The 3,395-nt window shown below is 68.5% G+C and carries 4 protein-coding genes; all 4 read left to right on the top strand.

Annotated features, from left to right (window positions below):
* Nucleotides 1–516, top strand: a 516-nt coding sequence (locus AC1D15_RS22955; RefSeq protein WP_477827788.1) for an ABC transporter permease subunit, incomplete at its 5' end; no start/stop codon positions are given.
* A 1-nt stretch (nucleotide 517) separates the two neighbouring features.
* Entirely contained in the window at nucleotides 518–1,369 is an 852-nt protein-coding gene (gene ugpE / locus AC1D15_RS22950; RefSeq protein ID WP_047505987.1) for a sn-glycerol-3-phosphate ABC transporter permease UgpE, read from the top strand.
* A gap of 14 nt (nucleotides 1,370–1,383) precedes the next feature.
* On the top strand, nucleotides 1,384–2,460 hold the full coding sequence (locus tag AC1D15_RS22945) for a sn-glycerol-3-phosphate import ATP-binding protein UgpC (RefSeq protein WP_477827787.1): 1,077 nt from the start codon (nucleotides 1,384–1,386) through the stop codon (nucleotides 2,458–2,460).
* Complete coding sequence (gene ugpQ / locus AC1D15_RS22940) at nucleotides 2,457–3,206, top strand: glycerophosphodiester phosphodiesterase (RefSeq protein ID WP_477827786.1); 750 nt, start codon at nucleotides 2,457–2,459, stop codon at nucleotides 3,204–3,206. Before AC1D15_RS22945 ends, ugpQ begins: the two co-directional genes overlap by 4 nt.
* Nucleotides 3,207–3,395 lie beyond the last annotated feature (189 nt).

Below are 3,395 nucleotides of genomic sequence, written 5' to 3'. Positions count from 1 at the left end.
CTGTGGGTGTTCATGTTCTCGCCGTCGATCGGCGTGGTCGCGTACGCGCTGGACCATACCTTCGGCTTCCAGTGGGACCACCTGCTGAACAGCACGCATGCGATGACGATGATCGTCACCGCCGCCGTCTGGAAGCAGATCTCGTACAACTTCCTGTTCTTCCTGGCCGGCCTGCAGTCGATCCCGAAATCGCTGATCGAGGCCGCGGCCATCGACGGTGCCCGGCCGTGGCGGCGCTTCTGGACCATCCAGTTCCCGCTGCTGTCGCCGACCACCTTCTTCCTGCTCGTGATCAACATGGTGTACGCGTTCTTCGACACCTTCGCGATCATCGATGCCACCACCCACGGCGGCCCGGGCCGCGACACCGCGATCCTGGTCTACAAGGTCTATCAAGATGGCTTCAAGGGCGGCGACCTCGGCGGCTCGGCCGCGCAATCGACGGTGCTGATGCTGATCGTCATCGCGCTGACGGTGCTGCAATTCCGCTACGTCGAAAAGAAAGTGCAGTACTGACATGGTCGAGCGCCGCCCCACCCTCGGCATCCTGGCCCACGCCGTGATGATCCTCGGCGTGCTGATCGTCGCGTTCCCGCTGTACATCGCGTTCATCGCGTCGACGCACACCTCGCAGGCCATCCTGCAGGTGCCGATGCCGATGTCGCCCGGCGGGCACTTCTGGGAGAACTACCTCGCCGCGCTGAACGGCCACGGCGGCGGCGCCGGCTCCAACGCGCCGGTCGCCCGCATGATGTGGGTGAGCCTGGTCACCGCGCTGGTGATCACCTTCGGCAAGATCGCGATCTCGCTGCTGTCGGCGTTCGCGCTGGTGTACTTCCGCTTCCCGCTGCGCGGCCTGGTGTTCTGGGCGATCTTCGTCACGCTGATGCTGCCGGTCGAGGTGCGCATCAGCCCGACCTACAAGGTGGTGTCCGACCTCGGCATGCTGAACACCTATGGCGGCCTCACGGTGCCGCTGATCGCGTCGGCCACCGCGACCTTCCTGTTCCGGCAGTTCTTCCTGACCGTGCCGGACGAGCTCGTCGAGGCCGCCCGCATCGACGGCGCCGGCCCGATGCGCTTCTTCAAGGACATCCTGCTGCCGCTGTCGAAGACCTCGATCGCGGCGCTGTTCGTGATCCAGTTCATCTACGGCTGGAACCAGTACCTGTGGCCGCTGATCGCCACCACCGGCGAGCAGATGTACCCGGTGGTGGTGGGCATCCGCATGATGATCGCCGGCGGCGACTCCGGCAACGAATGGAACATCGTGATGGCCACCGCCATCCTCGCGATGCTGCCGCCCGCGGTCGTCGTGATCCTGATGCAGCGCTGGTTCGTCAAGGGCCTGGTCGATACCGAGAAGTAGAGAAGCAAACACCCATGGCAGCCATCTCCCTCCAGAACGTCGTCAAGCGCTACGGCATCGGCCCGAAGGCCAACCAGGTCATCCACGGCGTCAACGCCGAGATCGGCGACGGCGAGTTCATCGTGATCGTCGGCCCGTCGGGCTGCGGCAAGAGCACGCTGCTGCGCATGGTCGCGGGCCTCGAGGAGGTCTCCGGCGGCGAGATCTCGATCGGCGGGCGCGTCGTCAACGACGTCGAGCCGTCCGAGCGCGACATCGCGATGGTGTTCCAGAACTACGCGCTCTACCCGCACATGAGCGTGTTCGACAACATGGCCTACGGGCTGAAGATCGCGAAGGTGCCGGTCGCCGACATCAAGACCCGCGTCGACAAGGCCGCGAAGATCCTCGAGCTCGGCGCGCTGCTGCAGCGCAAGCCGCGCGAGCTGTCGGGCGGCCAGCGCCAGCGCGTCGCGATGGGCCGCGCGATCGTGCGCCAGCCGCAGGTCTTCCTGTTCGACGAGCCGCTGTCCAACCTCGATGCGAAGCTGCGCGGCCAGACCCGCCTGGAGATCCGCAAGCTGCACGCCGAGCTGGGCGTCACGTCGCTGTTCGTCACGCACGACCAGGTCGAGGCGATGACGCTCGCGCAACGCATGATCGTGATGAACGCCGGCCACATGGAGCAGATCGGCACGCCGGAAGAGGTCTACGCCCGCCCGGCCACCACCTTCGTCGCGAGCTTCATCGGCTCGCCGCCGATGAACCTGCTGACCGGCCGCGCCCAGGGCGCGAGCTTCACGTTCGGCGGCGTGGACCTGCCCCTGCCCCACGCGGCGCCGCGCGACGGCGAGCTGATCCTCGGCGTGCGCCCGGAGCACCTGGGCCATGCGAGCGTCGCGCACGACGGCGGCTGGCCGCTGGCGATCGAGATGGTCGAGATGCTGGGCGCCGAGCGCCTGGTGCACGGCCGCATCGCCGACCATGGCTTCACGCTGCGCATCGACGGCACGCTGGTGCCGCCGGCCCCTGGCAGCACGCTGCACCTGAAGCCGTCGGCCGAGCACCTGCACTGGTTCGATGCGGCAAGCGGCAAGCGGGTCGCTGCATGACCACCTGGCCGTACCCACTGTGGGTCGCGCACCGTGGTGCGGGCCTGCTGGCACCTGAGAACACTCTGGCCGCATTCCGCGTCGGGGCCGGCCACGGCTACCGCGCGTTCGAATGCGACGTGAAGTTGAGCGCCGACGGCGTGCCCTTCCTGCTGCACGACGCGACGCTGCAGCGCACGACGCCGGAGCGCGGCCTGGCCTCGGATCGCAGCTGGGCCGAGCTGTCGCGGCTGGACGCCGGCGGTTGGCACAGCCGCGGCTTCGCCGGCGAGCCGATCCCGAGCTTCGAGGCGATCGCCCGCTACTGCCTGCGCAACGGCTTCGCGCTGAACATCGAGATCAAGCCGACGCCGGGCGACGAGGCCGAGACCGGCCGCGTCGTCGCGCGCGAAGCGGCCCGGCTGTGGGCCGGCGAGGCGGTGCAGCCGCTGCTCAGCTCGTTCAAGCCGGATGCGCTGGCGGCCGCCCGCGACAGCGCGCCGGCCCTGCCGCGGGCGCTGCTGCTCGACAGCCTGCGCAGCGGCTGGCTGGAAGAAGCGCAATCGCTCGGCTGCGTCGCCGTGGTCACGCACTACGGGCTGATCGACAAGGCGGTGCTGGCCCGCGTGCACGGCGCCGGCCTGCGCGCGCTGGTCTACACCGTGAACGACCCGGCCGAGGCGCGCCGGCTGACGGGGCTCGGCATCGACGGCATCATCACCGACGCGGTGAACCGCTTCTCACCCGGCAGCGCGATCCACGACTGACGGGAAACCGCGCCCGGGTGACAACCCGGGCTCAACCCCCATTTGTTCGCTTGTCACCTCCCCAAAGAGCGGTGGTGGCCAAAGGCGCGTGCGGGGAGGCTGTGGAGCGCCAATAGGGACGGGGCGCCGGAGCTGRCTGGTTTCATGGCCCGCGTGCGCAGCACGCTTCGTGCACTGACTGTCGCCCAC

It is taken from the genome of Rhizobacter sp. P2_H2, from assembly GCF_056403375.1.
Note: the sequence above shows the minus strand (reverse complement) of the source record. Positions and strands in the feature narration are given on the sequence as shown.

Bases quoted from the DNA above. Each gene is read 5' to 3' on its own strand.
- ugpE (WP_047505987.1), top strand. From the start codon at position 518: ATGGTCGAGCGCCGCCCCACCCTCGGCATCCTGGCCCACGCCGTGATG.
- AC1D15_RS22945 (WP_477827787.1), top strand. From the start codon at position 1,384: ATGGCAGCCATCTCCCTCCAGAACGTCGTCAAGCGCTACGGCATCGGC.
- ugpQ (WP_477827786.1), top strand. From the start codon at position 2,457: ATGACCACCTGGCCGTACCCACTGTGGGTCGCGCACCGTGGTGCGGGC.